Raw genomic sequence first — 17,038 nt, 5'->3', positions numbered from 1 at the left:
TGATGATTTTTCGTCTACAGAATTTCCTTCACTATCGAAATATGCAGTAGAAACCTCAGTTATGGATTAGAAAATAGATAAAAGTATAACTAAGAAGAGGGAAACAGGGTAAACTCGAGTATTTTAGTAATAATAAGAGGTTACCCATGAAGAAAGATATTACAGAACTGTACTGTTGCGTCGAGGATTTTTGTCGTGCGGTAGATGATAATTTTGCAAATAGGTTCTTATCAAACGGCAAAAAACCAACCAGAGTACCAGAAATAGCGCACTCAGAAATTCTAACCATAATCCTGTTATACCATAAATCACCATGTAAAAACTTCAAGGCTTTTTATCTTTGTTATCTTCAGTTATTCTATAGATCAGAGTTTTCAAAGCTGCCTTCATATCACAGATTTATTGCCTTAAAGCCGCGAGTTTTGTGGTATTTAGCATTACTTTTGCAATGGTTCTGTGAACAAGCGAAAATGACCGGCACTTCCTACATCGACACCTCTACGATTGCCGTTTGCCACAAAAAAAGGATCTCTAGGAATAAAGTTTTTAATCATCTAGCAGAAATTAGTAAGAGTACGTATGGTTGGTTTTTTGGCTTCAAGTTGCACTTAGTGATTAACGAAATTGGTGAAATTCAAGCACTTACCCTAACCAAAGGTAACGTTGATGACAGAAAACCTTTACCAACTCTCACTAAAAGACTGACCGGACTTTTGTTTGGAGATAAGGGCTATATAAAGAAAGAGCTTTTTGAGAAACTCTTCGATAGAGGCCTAAAGTTAGTCACTAAAGTAAAAAAAGGTATGAAAAACGCACTAATTTCACTTAAAGAGAAGATTTTATTAAGGAAAAGGTCGATTATTGAGACTGTTTTTGATTCCTTGAAAAACAAATTTGAGATTGAGCATACAAGACATAGATCGCCAACAAATTTCCTAATTCATGTTTTTTCTGTTCTGATTTCCTACTCCATGCAGTCCAAAAAGCCTTCTATTTCTATGCCTTTCTTTATCGGCTAATCCATAACTGAGGTTAGAAGAGGAGCTGTCAGGGGCGTTTGGCTCTGCAGTGGTTTCTACTGAATCATTTTGCATTTCTTCTCTGCTTTCAAATATTGGTTGTTCTATCGGGAATGTTCAAAAAAGTGTGTCAAATCGAAAAAAAGTAATAAATTGATATAAAAAAATGGAGGTTTGAAAATGAGTCAGAAAATAGTAAACAGAACTAACGGATTGGTAGATTATAAAGAGTTGGAAACAAATATACTGTCGTCTATACGAGAAGGTAGGCCACTGATGGGAAGAGATGGTGCATTAACGCCATTTATAAAAAGGCTGCTTGAAGCTAGTCTAGAGGGTGAAATAGAACATCATTTATCTGCTGGAAGTGAAGAAAACAATCGTAGAAACGGGAGGAATGGCAAGACTTTGAAGACAAGCGCAGGTTCATTTGAACTATTGACGCCAAGAGACAGAGAAGGAAGTTTTGAACCACAAATAGTGAAAAAAAGGCAAACAAGCTTACATCCGGAACTTGAAGCAAAGGTTTTAAGCACATACGCTAGTGGCATGGGATATAGGGACATAGCATCGCATGTAGAGGAGATGTATGACCACAAAATATCTGCAGCAGAAATATCCAATATCACCGACAAATTACTGCCGTTAATCAATGAATGGCGCAGTCGTCCACTGCAATCTGTATATCCAATAGTATTCATGGATGGCATGTTTTTCAAAGTCAAGGAGGACGGGCATTGCGTAAGTAAATGCATGTATAATATATTAGGCATAGATCAAAATGGCAGAAAAGAAGTACTAGGCTTTTATTTAGCCGAAAGTGAAGTTCTGGTTAGGAGTGTTAAATGACCTAAAAGAGAGAGGGGTAGAGGATATTCTGATTGCATGTGTTGATGGTCTAAAAAGTTTTCCTGCGGCTATAAATAGTGTATTTCCCAAAGCAGAAGTACAAATATGTATAGTGCATCAGATAAGAAATTCATTGAAATATGTATCCAGCAAAGATGTGAAAATTTTCATGAATGATTTGAAAAAAATATATCGTGCTTCAAGTAAAGAAATCGCTGAAAATTATTTGCTTGAGCTGGAAGAAAAATGGGGCACGAAATATCCAATGGTTATAAAGTCTTGGCAGAATAATTGGGAAAATTTGTCTGGCTATTTTAAGTATTCTGACCCAGTGAAAAGGCTGGTTTACACTACAAATCCAATTGAGGGCCTGCATAGACAAATCAGAAAATTTACCAAAACCAAGGGCTCATTTACCAGCATAAGTGCCTTGTACAAACAGGTATATTGTGCTATAAAAAAGGTGGAAGAGAAATGGACAATGTCTGTACAAAATTGGGCATTAACCGTGTCTCAACTTGATATTTTCTTTCCGAACAGATTGAAAATTGAGTTGAATTAAAAATGCGGTTTGACACAGTTTACAGAACACTCCCCTTTGCCTAATTGGGCTTTAACTATGTCTCAACTTGATATCTTCTTTCCCAACAGATTGAAAATTGAGTTGAACTAAAAATGCGGCTTGACACACTTTTTTGAACATTCCCGACGTTTCCACAGATGAGCCCTTACCACTGCTTTCAGTAGTGCATTGTTTGTTTTGCCTTCTGGCTCAATTACTGTGCATTTCTTTCCTTTCTTTTTTATTGGTATAAATTCCACCTTATCCTCTAAACTCACCTCTATTCCATCCTCTCTCACCATTACTCCCTTTATTAACTTTTTCACTACTTCTTTTTGCTTTCCAAAGCTTAAATTTTTCCACTCTTCCGCTTTTTCTCCCAATTTTCCATATAGCTGCTCTGTCTTCCTCATTACTTCTTTTTCCACTTCTCCTGCTATTACATTTCGGTTTTCTGATTCACAACCTTTTCCCCTTAAATGATTGTTGCATACGTAATATCGATATCTCTTATTCTCCTTTTTTGCATATGTCAGTGTCATATTCACATCACAGCTCTTGCACTTAATTATTCCCCTAAGCAGTGCTTCCTCATATTTTGCTTTTCTATATGGTTGATTCCTTATCAATTCCTGCGCTTTTTGCCACTTTTCTTCTTCTATTATTGCTTCATGCTTTCCCTCATACTCTTTTTCATAATGTTTGATTTTTCCCATATATATTGGATTTGTTATTATTCTCCTTACCGTCGCTTTTTTAAAGATATCTGATTTTGTCCGGTATCCTTGACTATTTAACTCCCTTGCCAATTCTGCCATTGATTTTAGCTCCAAATATCTTTCAAATATGTGCCCTACTATTTTCGCTTCTTTTTCATTTATTATTAATTCTTTATCTTTTACATCATACCCAAGCGGTAAAGTTCCACCCATCCATAATCCCTGCTCTTTTGATGTTGCTATTTTATTTTTTACCCTTTCTACTATCATTTCTCTTTCTAGTTGTGCTGCTCCTGATAACACTGTTTGTACAAACTTTCCCATTGGCGTATTATTGTCAAATATTTGCGTTACTGCTACAAAATTTACTCGGTGCCTTCTAAAAAATGATGTTACTTCAATGCTGTCTTTTGTTTCCCTTGATAACCTGTCTAGCGTATATACTACCACACAATCTACTTCTCCTGTTTTTACATCTTCAAATAATCCCTTTATCGCTGGTCTTTCTAAATTCTTTCCTGAGAAACCTCCATCATCGTACCTTTTTGCCAATGCTACCCAGCCTTCTCTGCTCTTTATGTACTTTTCACATGCTACTCGCTGCGCATCAAGACTGTTAAACTTTTGTTCTAGCCCATCCTCATTTGATTTTCTTGTATATATCGCACACCTTACTTCTTTTAGCATTTTCAATTTTCATTTTTATCACGCATACCGAATAATAAAGGTCCGTTGTAGCTCATTCCCATTATTTTCCCGGCTACTGCTGATAATGATGTGAAAAATTCTTCTCGGTAGATTAAACCCTTGTCTGTTACCATTACCGCATGTGTCTCTTCTCCTCTCTCTAGTATTAATTCTGTCCCTTCTACTGGTAATTTATCGCTACTTATTCTTTTTCCCTTCTCTAGCCGATCTGCCAGATACTCCAGTCTTTTTGCTCCTTTTCTTGACATTTCTCCATACGCTTTTTCCTGCATTCTATAAGCTAATCTTGGTATCAGATATTTCTTTGAGTATCTAGGTGCTTCTTCCTCATATACCTTCTTCCATATTTTTCTCAGTTCTGCCAACGCTTTTTTCTCTAAATTCATTACTTTCTTTTCTGTTTCTTCCTCCATATTTTTAGCCTCTCATAAATAGCTTTTCAATCCTGTCTGTTTCTTTCTTTAATACCTCGGTTATCTCTTTACTATTTTTCGCATAATCCATCCCTGTCATTCCAAATTTATCTGCTTGCTCTATTTCTGCTCCTGCTTTTACTAGCTCCTCCACTATTTCTTTTTCACCTACCATGCACGCAAGGTGTAGAGGTATGCATTTATTTCCATATTCCTCAGCATTTACTTCTGCTCCTGATTTTATCAATTCTCTCACGATTTCTAGACGTTTCTCCGTTACCGCTAGGTGCAGTGCTGTATATCCTCCTACGTCTGCTGCATTTACATTCACTCCTTTTTCAACTAATACCCTCACTGTTTTTGCGTTTATTGCATAATGCAGAGCTGTTCTTCCATTCTCGTCTCTTGCATAAATATTTTTATATGAGTTCTCTAATAATTCTTTTGCTGATTTATTAAATTTGCCAAGCTTTAACATAATCCACCTCACCTTTTCTTTAAATTTAAATCCCTCTTTTAAACCTTCCTTTTCGCTACCTCATCTATCATTTCGTTCACTTGGCTCATTATCTTGCTTGCTAAATTTTTACATTCTTCCTTTATTAGCGATTTGTCTCTCTTCCTTATTTCTCCTATCTCTATTATTTTTAGCTCCGGCATGTAGCTCCCATTCAACATGTCTGCTATTTCTCCCACTAGCCTCTCTATTCCATAGCATGTCAGTTCTCTACTTCTTGTTATTCCTCCTTGTTCTCTCAGAAATTTACTCGCCTTTTCATTCTCTTCTCTATTCCATGAACAATACTTTTCACTTTCCCAAATGTAATACATTGGTGTTGCACCATATTTATTCAGTTGATTAACCTCAGCTCCGGCCTTCACTAGCTCTTTTATTATTTCAACTCCTGCTCCTCCTATTTTGCACGCAGAGTGGAGTGGCGTACATCCAGTGACATATTGAGTAGCATTTACTTCCGCTCCTTCTCTTAGCAGCACTTTTACATTTTCTAAACTTTTTGCGAATACTGCACAGTGCAGAGGTGTATAACCATTTTTGTCTCTTGCATTTACCTCTGCTCCTTTCTTTATTAAGAACCTCACTGTTTTGTAATTGGAGATTTCTACTGCTTGGTGTAATATCGTCTCTCCTTCTTCATTTCTTTTATTAATATCCTTACTTGATACTTCTTTAAAAAACTTACTCTTGCTAAAACTGTTTGGTAGAAGCTGTAGCTTTACTCCTCTCGTTTGAGTTTTATTACTACAACTCCCCCTAAAGAACCGTGCTTGCAGATTTCCCGCACACGGCTCATCAATATTAGTTTTCACAGTCGTCCCTCTTATGCATATAAAGAAAAATGTATTTTTGGCTTTGGTAATGGATTTACTTCTACGTAGTGTACAAACTGTTCCCAGGTCATACTCTTTTTCTGACTACGCCGATTTATCCATTTAAATGCTAGCTTTCTTACTGATGTATAAAATTGTTTTAAACACCAATAATTTCCGCTAATACCAAAGTAGTTATAGTGTCCTGTTAATTTAGCCTTCAGTACTTGCCACCAATCTTTAAGTCGAATACTTCCGCGGACTTTTTCCAACCACTCTTTGATTTCTTTTAGTTTTCTGGCTAGATTTAACTTTGAGGTTTTATGTCCCATCATTAATCTACCAAGACGACTTTTTGCACCATAGTGCGTAAACCCCAGAAAATTGAAACTTTCCGTCCTTCGTTTCTCTCTTATCGCTTGTTGCCACTCCCTCTTGCCAAACTTTACTACTCTGGTCTTGTTTTCAGATACTTCCAACCCGAATTTATTTAACCTTTGTTTCAGTAATTCCAGAAATTCTTCCGCGTCTACCTTACTTTCGCAACAAACCACAAAATCGTCGCAAAACCTTATTAGTTGTATATATCCTCTGGATCTTGGTTTAAATTTCTTTTCAAGCCATAAATCCAACACATAATGTAAGTATATATTTGCTAATACAGGACTTACTATACCACCTTGGGGTGTACCTTGTTTTGTTGCTTCATAATATCCAGCTTCAACTATCCCTGCCTTAAGAAAACGCTTTATTAACCACAGTAAATTTGGGTCAGTTATTCGTTCCCTTAGACATCTCATTAGCCATTTATGCTGTATATTATCGTAGAACTTCTTGATATCCACTTCTACAATGTAGTTTATTGGTTTGTACATAACTGCTTTATCTAGTGCATTTACCGTTTGATGACAGTTTCTTCCAGGTCGAAATCCATATGAGCTGTCCAGAAAGTTTGCCTCGTAAATATTTTCTAATATCTTCTTCAGCATAATCTGTACCAACTTATCCTCAGTTGATGGTATTCCGAGTCCGCGTTTCTCTTTACTTCCGGCTTTTGGTATATACACCCTCCTCACCGGTTGTGGTTGATATTGCTTTCCCTTCATACTATCCACTAGTCCTTCCAGTCGCTCTTTTAGATTTTCTCCGTAAGCTTCCACTGTTACCCAGTCTATTCCACAAGCCTTGTTACGCTTTAGCTCTTTATAACACTCTGCAAGGTTTCCTACATTTATTAGATGTATTAGCGATGTGAATTTCAGTCGCTTATCTTGCTTTGCTCTTACTGCTATCTGGTTTAGTTTATCTTGCATGTTATTCCAACCTCCGTTGTATTGGCATAGCAATCCCTATACCAGTTACTATATTGCTGATCGCTTCCCCTTGTACGTGGCTTTCCCACACTCCGAGTACTATCAATCAGTCCGACTTCCTCTGCATCTTCCGCTAGTTCTTGCCTTTGTTGACTTGTTCCAGCGTACCTTTATAGGAATGCATAGGATCTCCCAAGTTCACTTGAAGTCCATTTCAATACATGGCACGGTCTCAGATCCCGATAGAGTGAGTGATAACTCGCCTTTGCATTATCCCTCATGCTGTCTTCCACCGAAATGAAAATGTCGACCTCTATGTCTTCAGGTATTTCGGGACTCAATCCCTTCACTTTCGTTGTACCCTGCATTGTCCATTCCACTAGCTCTATTACACTCGTTACCTCATGCAACATAGTGGTCTGTTCTAAACTGTTGGCTAGACTTTGTTTATGTTGGATTTTCACCAACTGTTCTCCAAGCACTTCTTGGCGCACCATTTCATACCTCACAAAATTAGCTTTTCTAGCGCCAGACAAATTTCTTATATTTACCTGCCGCTATTCAAGTCATGTCCTTTTTAGCATGAGAAAGCAAGTCCTTTTCTTTTTATTTCATACATTTTAACCTATTATTAATATAATATATGAGGATCTAAATATAAGTATTTAACTTATTATAGATATTACTTGACTATTTTTCCAACTTCTGTGCAAATGTCGATGTTCGTGCCATTTCAGTACTCCCGGGTAAAACACTAAAATGTGCTTTTCTAATTCGTGTATTGAGTCTTTTTGCTCTGAATATAAGTCGTTTTTATAGTAAATGTTGTGTTCTGCTAAAACATATTTTCTGACCTTCTGATCTGTATAATTTTCTACTTTGTAACGATGGATAATACTGAATCTTTCTAAAATTGGCTTGTGTTTTAAATTCCAACGTTGCCCTGAAAGTTTATCGTTTCCCAATACAAATTTATTTCCTTTTTCTTCTACGCTACTTACTGGAAAGCACCCATTTATTTCTCCTAATTTCCAGCTATCTGACAGTACAATCTGTGCTTTGGCAAACTTTATTTCTGGTAATAAGCTCTGTGATAGAGGATATAGTGCTTTTAAGTTGTACCACTGATGACTTCTTTCATAAATGCCTTTGTAATCCTTTGTATGAGCCTCTGTTTCTCCAAGTACTGCTACATCTAGGCGATATATATCATTGCTTAAAGCTCGTTCATAATGATCGCGTAGATAGTTTTCTATAATCCTAATAACTGGACCACTAGACCTGAAAAAATTTACTCTTCCAAATGATAACACTGGTCCATCTTTTTCTATTTTTACCCCTGAATAATCAGAAAGAAGATCTCCAAATAAACTCTCATCCAATATAAATCTCTGCACATTATAATAATCGTTAAAAATCCTCATCAATCTGGATCTTACAGGCAGTGATAGTTTTGCAAGTTCTACTACTGCATCTACGAAGAAGTCATTTGGTACCTCTTTTATCCCTACTTGCAACTCAAAAAAATGTTTACCAGGTGGTTCTTCAATAATTTTAATATCTTCTATATTTGCCCATTTTAGTGCTATTTTTAGTGATGCTGGAGTTCCTCGCAGTCTTTGAAATTTTACTCCTTCTATTACGGCTTTTCTTCTATCTTTTACCCAACGCAGTATCTCTTCTAAACCATATTCTTCTATTATCCACGGCAATGTTTCTTCTTTAAGACTAAATTTAAATCTCCTGATGCAACTTGGATCAACTTTGTAATCGATTGCATCAACCAATGCTTGCTCTTGCTTTGTCGCGTTTGGGGGTAATAGCATTACTCAATCTTTAAATTTCGCAAATTTGCACACTCATTACCTAGCACAACAACATCCTCTTTTGGCTCGATTAATTCTACGTTTTCTACACCATCTACAAATAGATTCGCTATTATCCACGATCTTGTTACACTCCACCCTAATCTTTTTGCTAATTCAAACTTCTCAATAAACTGCTTCTTGATTTCCTCCTTCGATATTACAGGACTTATGCTCATTCTGCTGTGAATATCTATTTCCGTAATATTGCAACCAACTACTGTTACTGTATCTGTTAAAACCCTTATATCATCTCTAGTAACCTGCTTTTTTACAATTTCTAGTAGCTCTTCTGACAATATGCCAGTTTGTGTTGATAAGATTGAAATTTGTACTTTTCCTGGTATAGGTGATTCTACTAGTGCATCTTTTACTCTACTATCTGCTGACAGTGCATGATATTTATAATATTCCTTACTTCCTCCTGTTGACCAACCTGCTATTTTTGCTTTTACCCTCTTTCTAAATCTTTCATCCTCTTCTTCTTTTTCTCTCTCTACTCCATAAAATTCAGCCAAATTATCAAGATCTTCTCCCTTTGCAAATTTCAGTAAATTACTCTTTACTGCTTCGTTCATCCTTTGTCTGAGCAAAAGTTCTCGCCATGCTGCTACCTCCAGAATCTTTATCGCTGGATCACTTTCCACCAATCCTGTAAAGCTTGCATCCCGACTCACTAACTCTTCTTTCATTCTGAAAAATATTTCCTCAAAGTTCAGTGGTTCGATAATATTTGGCTGCTGCATTTTTAAACAACTACTCCATTAATATTTATGAACTTACCTTCTGAAAGATAGACACCTTCTAAATTCAATGTTACTCTCCCTTCTTTTACTTCTGTTATCTTTACTTTTTCTAACTTAAATCTCTTCTCAAATTTCCCCAGTGCTTCTGCTGTTGCTGCATAGATTTCCAAAGTTAAATCTCTATTTATTGGCTTATCTACTAATTCAAATAGTCTTGACCCATAATCTCTCCTCATTACTCTGCTATTAATAGGGGTAGTTAAAATATCTACGACAGATTGCTTTAAATGCTCTATTCCTTCTAACGCTTTTCCTGTTTTAGCATCCATACCCTTCATTTCTATTTTGCAAAAACGCTTTCACTGCCTTTTATTACTTTAAACCCACATGAAACTATATCTCCTACTCTTCCTATACTATAGCCATTCGCAAACACTGTTTTTGACCCTTCAGTTAATGCTCTTCCTTCTGTAAAATTATCTCCTTTACGGCAAACTGGCTTACCATTTACAAAAACATTGTTACTGCCACTAACGCAAAAATGTGGTGTTGCTTCTGCACAATGATCTCCTACTCGCACAACCGATTTATTCATCAATTAAGGTTTATTTTATCTGCCTTCAATTTTATTCCACTTTTTGTCATTTCTATACTTGATTCCCCAGCTTTCAGTGTTACTTTGTCCATTACTTCAATCTCCAAATGATGCTTCTCTTTATCATATAACAGTCTTGTTCCATCCTGAAACTTCACACTATTTATTTCTTTTTTATTCTCTGGTGCAGAGTACTTTTGTTGATATATTCCAGGAAGTACTACTCCTAAAGATAATTCTCCCAGCGGGGAAAGTATAACTACTTGCTCATCAATATCTGGCGGAGACCAATCTCTATCTTTTCCTGCTTTACTTGTTATCCATGGCAACCAATCTGTTAAAAATTCTCCTATTTTAACTCTTACTTTTGCTTTTTCATAATCTATTTCTTTTACCACTCCTATACGAATAACGTTTGCTAGCTTCCTATTCAGCTCTGAAATCGCAAAACTATGATCCAACATGTACGTTACCTATCTCTATAATATGCGGCTTAATTCCAGTTTCTGACCACACTGATTTACCAATATGTATCTCATGAACCCAATCAACTACCCAAACAAGATACGCATCTAATTCTGGCCTAAATCCGTCAATTTCCGCAGAGATAAATTCTCCTGGTGAAACATTTTCCACATTCCAAGTATTTTTATTTACTACTCTCGCAACCTCAGCAGCTAATGTTCTAACAATAACAGGGGCATTTTCTATTGTGCTATCAATCACAATTCTTGCTTCAAATCTTGCTTTCAGCGCTAATTCTTCTGTTCCAGGATCATGTCCTTTTTCAAATCCGCTAAGTTCCACAAACACCGCTGGCGCTAATAATTCTTTCCTTATTGCTGGATAAATTTCGCACGTCTGTATTGCTGATATTTCTTCTTTTAACTTAGTGCAAATTGCTTTATGTAAATCTTGCCAATTCATATAGGTGTAATGTAACTTAATTCGCGGTGGAAGAATTTTTCAAATACCTTTTCAACTTCATAATTAACAAAATTTTCTATTATCCTTGAAGCCTCAGGTTCGAGTGGCAACTTAACTTCCTTTATTGGCAATGCTGCTCTTCCTTCACGTTTAAACATACCGCTATTTCCTTTTGGCATAACTGCTGCAAATCCTCCTATAAACTCATGCTTTCCTACTTTCGATCCTCTTCTTGTTTTTTGTATTTTGCCAATTGTCGATGCTCTAATGTCATAGAGATTTGCTCTAATTAACACTTCTAATCTGCTAGTTTTTGCCTTAAAAATTCTTAATCTCTTTCTTATCAAACTTTTCTTTTCCTCACTGATTTTCTTAGCTGCTTTTGATTTTAGCCATAGTGCTGTTCTGTTTAACGCTCTCACTATTGCTAATTCTATTTTTTTTCTTTTAGCATTTGCACTTTCTATTACCTCAACTTCTATATGCACAGACATTTTACACCCCAGACGCTTCGATTCGCCAGATCATTCCAGATTTATCTCTAAGTGGTAGTGAGTGCACCTTATACTTACAGTTACCAATAACGAAGATATCTCCTACCATTGGCTTTAATATATCAAAGACACTCACCTCCAAAATCAACATCTCCCCCACAAATTGTCCTTCACCAATCTCGTATAATTTATCTGGCTGTTGCTTTAATACTTGTACCATGTACGCCTTATTTTTCGACTCATACAAAGCTACTTCTCCTAAATGGGCAAAACAATCTTCTAATAATCGCTTAATATTCTCTTGCATATCTCTTTTTGATATACTAACCTTTACATGCTAAGAAAGCGCATACCGGTAGAGTCGTTCTGTGCCTCACCTACCTTGTAGTTACTCTACCAGTATGTTAAGCTATAGCGACTTTTACTAATACGCCAGGTCTATGGCACATTGGCAGAGGATTTGACTGCGTATGTAAATCTGTTCCTCTATCAAATCTTCTTGGCTCTTGTTTTGCATATAGTGGCTGTCCTAGTGTATTTACTGTTTCATTAAAATCTGCTGGTGCAAAATATGTTGTAAATGTGCTCGCTGTTCCTAGTGGAAAACAGTGCCCTGTATCTTTCTCAATAAATCTTCTCACCGTTCCTTCAGGGTCAGTTGCTTGCCCTCTATATTCCTCAAACGTTATTCCACAGAACGTAAACCCTGACCTCATATCATTCCGAAGCGCTGCTCCTTCTTGCCATCTCTCATATGCTTCTTTCACTTTAGTATGAGAAGTAAGTGCATCAAAAAACTCAGGGCTTATGAGTGCATGAATTCCCGTCATATATTCACCACTTAAGTTGTCTTCAATATGTCGCAATACTTCCAGACACTTACGCTTTACATCAGTTGTTGCTGTTCCAAGGGCAAAATTTACTACTTTTGGCGTGATTTCAAATTCGTTGTACAGATTTAATAATTCACTGCCATCTGCGTCCAGAATTATTCCTTTCAGCGCTCCCATTCGCAAATGCTCTAATGTTATTGCGTGCTTGTTTCTCATTAGCTGTAAATGGTCAGTTATTACGTCTGCAAGCGCTTTAAGTTCACTCTCTGATCCAAATGCCCTTATTCCTTGTACTTCCTCTGGCAGTACTACATCATCATGTGGAATATGTGGAATCGTAAACGTTCTTACCTTTCTTTTTCCTCTTTTTCCTACTGTTGCTGGCGCCCCTGGAACTTGCGTTGGTAGTAAACTTAAAACTCCGTTATGTTCTTCTATTGTAATATGTCTAAATCTTACTGACCTATTTGGAAATAAATTTAAATTTTCAACCCGTCCATAATTTATCGGCAATATATTCATCGCATTTGTTAGTGCCGTCATGCTAAATGCTGTATTTGTAAATGGATTTTGCATTCTTTTTCCCCCTTATTAATTTAAGTTACACTCCCTTGCGGACAATGATCCCTCGTCCTTCAAGTTGCTTTATTGCTGCAGCTTTTTGCTCTTCAGTGATACCTGCTGGCCACACAACTGCATGATCTGCTAGTATTGCACCACGAGTAATAATTACTGCTTTGGAATTTTCTGTCGCATTTACATCACTTACTATTGCACCTATTGCTGTTTGTGTGCCATCTGTTCCAACAGGATTAAGTACTCTAATAAAACCATCTTCCGTCTTTTTGGCAACTACTTCACCAAGCTTAAGATTTTGACCTTTAGCTACTGTTATTTGATCTCTTGAATATAGGTTGGACACTTCATATTTCAGAAGATCGCCTAAATTATTTCCTTCAGTTATACTTATCATGTCTTTTTCTCTCCTTTTTTTATTTTTTTACCGCCGTGTTTATAAATGCTATACACCGCAGTTATTACCTTATAATTAGCCATTATGGCACATTTTGGACACTTATTTACCGCAGAGCACTATATATGGCGGTTATAAAATTTAAATGCACCGACTTTTCGCTACCTGTGTCATCAAATCTTCCTGCGAATTCTGTGGTATTGCACTCAGTATCTCTGTCTTTTTCGTTCTCTCTGCAAGTAATTCCATTAAAACTTCCCTCGCTTGCTCAATACTTACACCCTGCTCAATAAATTCTCCTATTTTCTCTGGCATTCGTGATAAGTTACATAAACGTATTAATTCAACAATTTCAGTACGATACTTAGTTAAATTATCAGTTTCTAGGTCATCAATTTCTAGGTCAGTTGTAGTTTGTTTATTCATAGTATTTTCTCCTTTGTTAATAAATTCAAAAAATGTTGTAACTCCATCTGCAAGACCTATTTCTACTGCTTTCTCGCCAAAATATAGACCTGCTTCTGTTGATCGAATCTTTTCAATTGAAAGACCTCTGTTTCTTGCTATTAGCTGCACAAACATTTCATATAGTCGGTCTACTTCTTTTTGTAAGCTTTCCAGACTTTCAGACGTCATTGGCTCATGTGGATTTAAATCATTCTTTCTCTTGCCTGCAAAAATAGTTGTGTATTTTATTCCTTGCTTTTCATCAAAACCGCTTTGGTCAATGTGACTTGCAATAACACCTATACTTCCAACACCAGAGGTTCTACACACAAAAACCTTTTCAGCGCTTGAAGCTATAGCATATGCAGCAGAGTACGCATCATCATTTGCTATCGCTATTATCCTCTTTTTTCCTCTTACACCGTAGATAAAATCAGCTAGATCAAACACTCCATTTACTTCTCCACCTGGACTATCTATGTCAAGTAGAATCGTCTCTATGCTTTTATCTTCTAAAGCACTCTCTATCTCTTCATGAATATTTTCATACGAAGTCATATCTAAAATATGATCAAAAGCTTCTGTTTTTTTTGTCAAAACTCCATAAATACGTATTATTGCTATTCCTTTTGGGTTTATATGAAAATGCTTTAAGTTCTTAAAGATAGGTTGTTTGCTATTATATAATGATAATAGTTCAAAGCTTCTTCTCTCTACCATTACTGGTTTATTTATCCACATCACCTTCCTTCCCTTTTATGATTAATGTCAGAATCGAAACAAAGTCCAAAAGAATCAGCTCGCTTTTGATCTTCGGCAATCTCTTGATCAATTTCTTCAACATCGTAACCCAATTCTGAAACAACTTCTGAGCGACTCTTGAAGCCATTTCTTACTGCCATCTGTTGTGCTTGTTGATCTTTCAGTGGATCCACCCAATCAAATCCCTGTGGTATCCATTTTACTTCTTCTTTCGCTGCTTTTGCCACTTTTTCATCTATACGGAGTTCTCCACAAAGTACTGCTAACTCTAGCCATCTACTCCATACTGGTCTACAAAATTGGAATACCATAATGTTATGTTGCAGCATAGCGCATCGACGACGAAACTCTATCAGTCCTGCTCTGATTGATGAATAATTAACACCGGTTAAATCTCCTGTTAGTTGTTCGTATGTTATCCCTGTGCCTATTGCTATTGCCCTCAGTTGCTGTCTCATGAATGCTTCATAACTTCCTCCAACATCAGACGGCTCTGAAAATTTTATGTCTTCTCCTGGGTCTAAAAGCTGCATTGTTCCAGGTTCTAGGCCAGATAGTGCTACTCCTTGCTCATTACTTTCACCTTCTCCTAAAATATTTGCCTCAGGATCGAGTCTCGTAATAAATCCAGCAAACATTGCTGCAGTTTTCTTTCTTACCAGCTCCGCATCATCGTACTGATCAAGCTCATAAAGCTTTAGCAGTATATTAGAAAGCCAAGGTTCTCCTCTAATTTGTCCAGGCCTTAAAGGTTTATAGATATGTAAAACATCATTTGCCGGTACTCTAACTGATTCTCCAAACGAACCTTCACCTGGGTGCTCTCTAAATAAGTAATAAGCTTCTCTTTGCCCAAGTCGGTTAAATTCAATGCCACTACGAATAATATTGCCATTTGCAAGTGTTTGATTGCTTTTGTTATCTAAATGCTCTGATTCCAATACTTGAAGTTGCAATGGTACAGAAAATCCATCTTCGAGTTTACGATTTCGGAGGCGTACAAAACACTCTCCACCTTCTATCATACTTCTGCACACTAGAGCTTGTAATCCATAAAAATCACTTACTCCACTACTGTCTGCTTCATCTGTCCATTTCAGCCATAATTCTTGTACTTTCTTTCGAAATTCTGCATTCTTTGCTTTTGATTGCGGCTTTATTCCTGTTCCAATAGAGTTACTTACTATTGTATCAATAATATTTGCTGCATATGGATTTTTTCTCACCATATCACGTGATCTACTACGTAAAGTTTCAAGGCTTTGAGACAGCAAATTGTTTATACTTCCTAACTCTGGTTGAAAGTGAAAAAATCTTCTTCCTGAACCTGCTGTATCCCACGCTGAGCTTTTTATCTTTGGTTTGTTAAATAATTGCTTGAAGGTTTTTAGCAGCATTTATAAAATTCCTTTACTCGTTGAAAAAACAATTTTCCTCTTTGGCCTCATGCCTGCAACTTTTAACTCAGCCTTAATTCGTTGTCTTAAATTCAATAAATCATTTATTTGAACTTCCCCGTACCTCACAACATGGTCACCATATGCAATTGAGACAACTCTTTCTCCGCTTTGCAGTTTTTGAATTGCTTTCTCAACTTGAGTTAAATATTCTTCACTGTACATTTTGATTACCAAGCCACTTACTCTGTATTACTTTTTTAGGCTTTTTGCTTTCCATTTTTCCACTCAAACTATTCCATTTACTCTCTGGCCAACGATCAATTCCAAGTGCAATAGATGCTGCTCTCGCATAAATTCGGCAATCTAGCACTTCATTTCTTTCTCTTACCTTTTGCCACTCTTGTTTGGTGTATCCTTTTACCACTTTGCTGACTAATTGCTCTGCCGTTAGCTGCTTAAAATATTCAGGTGCATACTCGGGAAAATGACAGTATCCTGCTGGAGCTTCTTCACCGTCCTTTAAAACATTAAGTAATTGAAAAAGTTCTGACTTTAATATCGATACTCCTACTGGCCAGAGCTTTATTCCTCTTTTCAGCTTTTGACCACCAACTGTTATATCAACTCTACTTGGGCTGCTAAGTGGCACTAGAGCTTTATTTACACCTTTGACTGCCATTACTCTTCCAGAGCCCTGATGACCTCTTACCCAGTTGTATACTTCCTGCGTTGCATACCCTGCATCAACCGCCATCATGCTTATCATATATTCAAGCCCATTTTCACCAATAAAATGATGATTTAAAAGCTCAGAGAGTTTTCCCCATACTTCCCTACCTCCTGTATCTCCTTCAAATACTCGGTAGTCTATTGACCAACTTTCACGGCTTTTTCCCCATGCTACAACTTCTACTTCTAACCGATCTTTTTGGACATCTACTCCTGCTGTGAGAACCACTTCACCTTTTGGTACTGTGCCTACGGGAAAAAATTCTCTCCTGTTAAATAATTGCTTCCAATCAGGTACTTCTCCTTTATCTACCCAAGTTTCTCCAAGCGTAGTATTTATCCAAACTTTCAGTAA

Annotated in this window: 20 protein-coding genes and 1 pseudogene; 2 read left to right on the top strand and 19 right to left on the bottom strand. The window is 36.7% G+C overall.

Features of this window, described 5'->3' with window-relative positions; translation table 11 throughout:
• Window positions 1-146: 146 nt before the first annotated feature.
• Together WP_RS01710 and WP_RS01705 are read left to right on the top strand one after the other, a co-directional pair.
• Window positions 147-1,019, top strand: coding sequence for an IS982-like element ISWpi16 family transposase (locus WP_RS01710; protein ID WP_007301954.1), 873 nt, complete (start codon window positions 147-149; stop codon window positions 1,017-1,019).
• A gap of 180 nt (window positions 1,020-1,199) precedes the next feature.
• A pseudogene (locus tag WP_RS01705) lies at window positions 1,200-2,430 on the top strand (IS256 family transposase).
• Between the two features lie 107 nt (window positions 2,431-2,537).
• Here the strand turns inward: WP_RS01705 and WP_RS01700 are convergent.
• The 19 genes from WP_RS01700 to WP_RS01605 form a co-directional block, all read right to left on the bottom strand.
• The gene (locus tag WP_RS01700) at window positions 2,538-3,836 is read right to left on the bottom strand and encodes a recombinase family protein (RefSeq protein WP_012481806.1); all 1,299 of its coding nucleotides are present in this window, start codon (window positions 3,834-3,836) and stop codon (window positions 2,538-2,540) included.
• Between the two features lie 2 nt (window positions 3,837-3,838).
• The gene (locus tag WP_RS01695) at window positions 3,839-4,270 is read right to left on the bottom strand and encodes a DUF2924 domain-containing protein (protein ID WP_007302926.1); all 432 of its coding nucleotides are present in this window, start codon (window positions 4,268-4,270) and stop codon (window positions 3,839-3,841) included.
• 4 nt (window positions 4,271-4,274) lie between these two features.
• A complete protein-coding gene (locus WP_RS01690) occupies window positions 4,275-4,748 on the bottom strand; it encodes an ankyrin repeat domain-containing protein (RefSeq protein WP_007302927.1) in 474 nt (157 codons plus the stop codon).
• A 38-nt stretch (window positions 4,749-4,786) separates the two neighbouring features.
• On the bottom strand, window positions 4,787-5,440 hold the full coding sequence (locus WP_RS01685) for an ankyrin repeat domain-containing protein (RefSeq protein ID WP_044475433.1): 654 nt from the start codon (window positions 5,438-5,440) through the stop codon (window positions 4,787-4,789).
• Between the two features lie 170 nt (window positions 5,441-5,610).
• On the bottom strand, window positions 5,611-6,912 hold the full coding sequence (gene ltrA / locus WP_RS01680; RefSeq protein WP_007302929.1) for a group II intron reverse transcriptase/maturase: 1,302 nt from the start codon (window positions 6,910-6,912) through the stop codon (window positions 5,611-5,613).
• A 665-nt stretch (window positions 6,913-7,577) separates the two neighbouring features.
• Window positions 7,578-8,738, bottom strand: a complete 1,161-nt coding sequence (locus WP_RS01670; protein WP_007302879.1) for a phage tail protein — start codon at window positions 8,736-8,738, stop codon at window positions 7,578-7,580.
• Window positions 8,738-9,523 carry a baseplate assembly protein gene (locus WP_RS01665; RefSeq protein WP_007301818.1) on the bottom strand — a complete coding sequence of 262 codons (786 nt, stop codon included), beginning with the start codon at window positions 9,521-9,523 and terminating at the stop codon, window positions 8,738-8,740. The genes WP_RS01670 and WP_RS01665 overlap by 1 nt, the downstream gene beginning before the upstream one ends.
• A 2-nt stretch (window positions 9,524-9,525) precedes the next feature.
• On the bottom strand, window positions 9,526-9,861 hold the full coding sequence (locus tag WP_RS01660) for a GPW/gp25 family protein (protein WP_007302878.1): 336 nt from the start codon (window positions 9,859-9,861) through the stop codon (window positions 9,526-9,528).
• A gap of 2 nt (window positions 9,862-9,863) precedes the next feature.
• Complete coding sequence (locus tag WP_RS01655; protein ID WP_007302877.1) at window positions 9,864-10,118, bottom strand: PAAR domain-containing protein; 255 nt, start codon at window positions 10,116-10,118, stop codon at window positions 9,864-9,866.
• Entirely contained in the window at window positions 10,118-10,582 is a 465-nt protein-coding gene (locus tag WP_RS01650; RefSeq protein ID WP_007302876.1) for a phage baseplate assembly protein V, read from the bottom strand. Before WP_RS01650 ends, WP_RS01655 begins: the two co-directional genes overlap by 1 nt.
• A complete protein-coding gene (locus WP_RS01645; RefSeq protein WP_007302875.1) occupies window positions 10,569-11,045 on the bottom strand; it encodes a hypothetical protein in 477 nt (158 codons plus the stop codon). Before WP_RS01645 ends, WP_RS01650 begins: the two co-directional genes overlap by 14 nt.
• Complete coding sequence (locus WP_RS01640) at window positions 11,042-11,539, bottom strand: phage tail protein (RefSeq protein WP_007302874.1); 498 nt, start codon at window positions 11,537-11,539, stop codon at window positions 11,042-11,044. The genes WP_RS01645 and WP_RS01640 overlap by 4 nt, the downstream gene beginning before the upstream one ends.
• Before the next feature lies 1 nt (window position 11,540).
• A complete protein-coding gene (locus tag WP_RS01635) occupies window positions 11,541-11,846 on the bottom strand; it encodes a head-tail joining protein (protein ID WP_012481768.1) in 306 nt (101 codons plus the stop codon).
• A 97-nt stretch (window positions 11,847-11,943) separates the two neighbouring features.
• Window positions 11,944-12,948: a major capsid protein gene (locus WP_RS01630; protein ID WP_012481769.1), complete on the bottom strand. Its 1,005-nt coding sequence runs from the start codon at window positions 12,946-12,948 to the stop codon at window positions 11,944-11,946.
• 25 nt (window positions 12,949-12,973) lie between these two features.
• Entirely contained in the window at window positions 12,974-13,345 is a 372-nt protein-coding gene (locus tag WP_RS01625; RefSeq protein WP_007302934.1) for a head decoration protein, read from the bottom strand.
• A gap of 141 nt (window positions 13,346-13,486) precedes the next feature.
• Window positions 13,487-14,533: a S49 family peptidase gene (locus WP_RS01620; protein WP_012481770.1), complete on the bottom strand. Its 1,047-nt coding sequence runs from the start codon at window positions 14,531-14,533 to the stop codon at window positions 13,487-13,489.
• Window positions 14,533-15,951 carry a phage portal protein gene (locus tag WP_RS01615; RefSeq protein ID WP_007302936.1) on the bottom strand — a complete coding sequence of 473 codons (1,419 nt, stop codon included), beginning with the start codon at window positions 15,949-15,951 and terminating at the stop codon, window positions 14,533-14,535. Before WP_RS01615 ends, WP_RS01620 begins: the two co-directional genes overlap by 1 nt.
• Entirely contained in the window at window positions 15,952-16,176 is a 225-nt protein-coding gene (locus WP_RS01610) for a gpW family head-tail joining protein (RefSeq protein WP_007302937.1), read from the bottom strand.
• Window positions 16,166-17,038 (bottom strand): terminase gpA endonuclease subunit (locus tag WP_RS01605; protein ID WP_012481804.1); only part of this gene is annotated, 873 nt, incomplete at its 5' end. The genes WP_RS01610 and WP_RS01605, both read right to left, overlap by 11 nt.

Source organism: Wolbachia endosymbiont of Culex quinquefasciatus Pel, from assembly GCF_000073005.1.
Classification (GTDB): Bacteria; Pseudomonadota; Alphaproteobacteria; order Rickettsiales; family Anaplasmataceae; genus Wolbachia.
Note: the sequence above shows the minus strand (reverse complement) of the source record. Positions and strands in the feature narration are given on the sequence as shown.